The 2501-nt window shown below is 39.5% G+C and carries 8 protein-coding genes; all 8 read left to right on the top strand.

The genetic code is table 11. The features are described from left to right. Positions 1 to 72 precede the first annotated feature (72 nt). The 8 genes from IYN85_RS25470 (at position 73) to IYN85_RS25435 (ending at position 2483) form a co-directional block, all read left to right on the top strand. The gene (locus tag IYN85_RS25470) at positions 73 to 327 is read left to right on the top strand and encodes a hypothetical protein (RefSeq protein ID WP_196161799.1); all 255 of its coding nucleotides are present in this window, start codon (positions 73 to 75) and stop codon (positions 325 to 327) included. Positions 328 to 351: 24 nt separating this feature from the next. Continuing rightward, positions 352 to 615 (top strand): hypothetical protein, encoded by a 264-nt coding sequence (locus IYN85_RS25465; protein WP_196161798.1) that lies wholly within the window; start codon positions 352 to 354, stop codon positions 613 to 615. 33 nt (positions 616 to 648) lie between these two features. After that, complete coding sequence (locus tag IYN85_RS25460; protein WP_196161797.1) at positions 649 to 858, top strand: hypothetical protein; 210 nt, start codon at positions 649 to 651, stop codon at positions 856 to 858. A 59-nt stretch (positions 859 to 917) separates the two neighbouring features. Next, complete coding sequence (locus tag IYN85_RS25455) at positions 918 to 1100, top strand: hypothetical protein (protein ID WP_196161796.1); 183 nt, start codon at positions 918 to 920, stop codon at positions 1098 to 1100. 13 nt (positions 1101 to 1113) lie between these two features. After that, positions 1114 to 1371, top strand: coding sequence for a hypothetical protein (locus IYN85_RS25450; RefSeq protein WP_196161795.1), 258 nt, complete (start codon positions 1114 to 1116; stop codon positions 1369 to 1371). A 351-nt stretch (positions 1372 to 1722) separates the two neighbouring features. Further along, entirely contained in the window at positions 1723 to 1938 is a 216-nt protein-coding gene (locus IYN85_RS25445; protein ID WP_196161794.1) for a hypothetical protein, read from the top strand. Positions 1939 to 1955: 17 nt separating this feature from the next. Beyond that, entirely contained in the window at positions 1956 to 2252 is a 297-nt protein-coding gene (locus IYN85_RS25440) for a hypothetical protein (RefSeq protein WP_196161793.1), read from the top strand. Positions 2253 to 2258: 6 nt separating this feature from the next. After that, on the top strand, positions 2259 to 2483 hold the full coding sequence (locus IYN85_RS25435; protein WP_196161792.1) for a hypothetical protein: 225 nt from the start codon (positions 2259 to 2261) through the stop codon (positions 2481 to 2483). Positions 2484 to 2501: the final 18 nt, after the last annotated feature.

Here is a 2501-nt window from a genome sequence, read left to right as displayed (position 1 = left end):
ACAGTTTAACGGTTGTTTTCGCATCACGCCTTCGGGTAACGATGCTCTCCAAAACCTAAAGGAATAAATAATATGTCTTTTCAGTATAGGGTCTACTACAGATGGCCAAAAGACAGCAAGATCAATGATGGTTCGAAAGGGGTTTGTAGTGAGATTACAGTAGCAAATCCTGTTTCTGTCGGTGACATTGTGGATTCGCCAGCCAAGGGGCATGGCTTTCGTTTGAAAGTGGTGTTGGTTGTTCATGAGGAAGAATATAGCTGGCTATTCGTAGAGACACCATCTGAGTACGAGCAAGAAATCATTAAAGATGTACCGCAATTTTAGTGAAAATTAAACAAAGGAAATATCATGTCTCGAAAATATGGTTCTAAAGTCTTAAATGCCACTGGCCAAGTTGTAGGGCTCCATGAAATGCTCAAAATCGGCGATAGCGTTATTTGGAATGGACGTAAATATGGTTCGTGTGAGCATGATTCAGAATTTCAACCGGGCAATACCTACCCAGTATGCTATATCTATGATTCAAATTGTGACATTGAGCTGAGTGTTGATGCTGGTTCTGCACAGATCACAATTCGCGCCCATGATGACGAATATTCTATTGTTCAATAAGTAGTAGGAAAAATAAATGAGTAAGAGAAGCTGATGGAAAGCAACGAACTACAAGATTGGTTAAACCGATGGGGTTTACAGCCGAGTGATGGAGCCAAGGTGTTGCAAATTCAGAAGTCGAAAATGAGTGAGTACTTGTCTGGCACGAGAAAGGTGCCAAACTACATTTCAGCACACATCGAAACCTTGGATAATTTGGCTGATTTAAAGGCTACACGATTAATAAAGAAAAGACTTGAATAGTTCCCATTGGGAACTATAATGGAATGCATACTTAAAGAATTTAAGAAAAGGAAAAATCGATGATGGAATCAAGTATTTATCAGTTTGTCTATACCGCTGTCATTGTACTGCTGTCTTTCTTTACTGTAGCTATGGTTTGGGCATCTATAGCCGACAAGAACTACTTTAAAGCGGTTGGTAATAGTGTAATCGCTACATTCTGCATCTTTGCCTGCTTGGTTCGTTTTGGGTTAATTAGTTAAGGCAGCTTAATATATGAGCAAAGTCAGCATAGCGACAAAAGGGAACCTTAATCTTGAATCTCACTTGCAGGAGGCCCACCGTGATCAGGCTTTTTGTAAGTTTTCAAAAGGCTGTTCGGATTGGTTTAAAGAGGATGGGGGAGTGTACTGCGGCACTGATCCTTTTGGCCAGGACTTTGCTATAAATACTCACGATTGGCTCGAATCTGTTACAAATAAACTCACCTATTGGGATGAAGATATCGACGAAAGCGGCCACATCATAAACTGAAGGAAATATCATGCTAGATACAATATTAACAGATCGATGGTTACTGTTGGCAATAATGCTAATGGCGAGTATGGCTTTTTTTCCCTTTTTGTATTTTTGATATCGAAGCTAATAGGTTGGGTAAAAAATCTATGTGGTTTTGGTACGAAATCTAATGTTGAACAGATTGATGACCAAAAAGTCATTGTTGAAACGGCTTCAGTAGGAATGTCCGAACCTAATCAAGAGGAGTCTTGAGGGGAAAATTGAAGCCGACAGAGATATTTGCATTTCTATTATTTGTATCTCTGGTTTATGTGACGCTGGCATTTGATGATCTAAAAAAGATATTCAGAACTTGAAGGAAAAATCATGTCCTACACAAAAGAATCACTTCAGGCTGCTCTTATTTACGCCATACCAAACGCAGAGGCAGTGCTTGAGTCCATGACTATTCCAAGGGCGATAGATGAGGCCGCTGTAGAACTCTTTCGGAGTGAGGATTTCCATTCTGAAGAAGCTGTTGTCATCCGAGACGCCGTGAACGACATTCGCAAAACCGGGCAACTGAACTACACGAATTTATAGTTGAGGGACAAATTAATATGTCAGAATTATTTAAGAAAATTATCGCTGTAACTATTGTAATTAGCTTTTTCTCGTTGAGTATCTTTATGGGCTATTCAATCCTTCCTCTCAACGGAATTTTCATTTTTCTTGCCTTCTTATGGGTTATCTGTGGCGTTGTATTTGGAATGGCAGGAAAACTCTTCATTGAACAATATGATTCAAGCTTTAAAGCTACAAATGAACTTTCCTCTGTAGTGAAAGGACCACTAGTAGTTCTTGATATTTTTCGAGCCTATTCGAATGAATCGCCCCAGCAAGAATCAAAGGAATAATTGCCTATGCCTTGCGGTTTTTTAAGTGCCGAAGAAACTGCCAAAATCGAAGAAGCACGACGTATTGCAGCCCAGGCGGACGAGTTAGAAGAGCAAATTAATGATCTGTTAGATCCGATCGCAAGACGTGTAAGTAGCCTAACGGATGAAGAAATATTGGCTGTGGTAAATATTTTACCTCGCGGATTTTATAGATCAGAACTTCGAACTCTGGTAAATGAAAGAAAATAAAGGCAAAGTAAAGGAAAT

The organism is Reinekea sp. G2M2-21 (genome assembly GCF_015687175.1).
Taxonomy (GTDB): Bacteria; Pseudomonadota; Gammaproteobacteria; order Pseudomonadales; family Natronospirillaceae; genus Reinekea.
The sequence above is the reverse complement of the archived record's forward strand: the minus strand, read 5'-3'. Positions and strand labels throughout refer to the sequence as shown.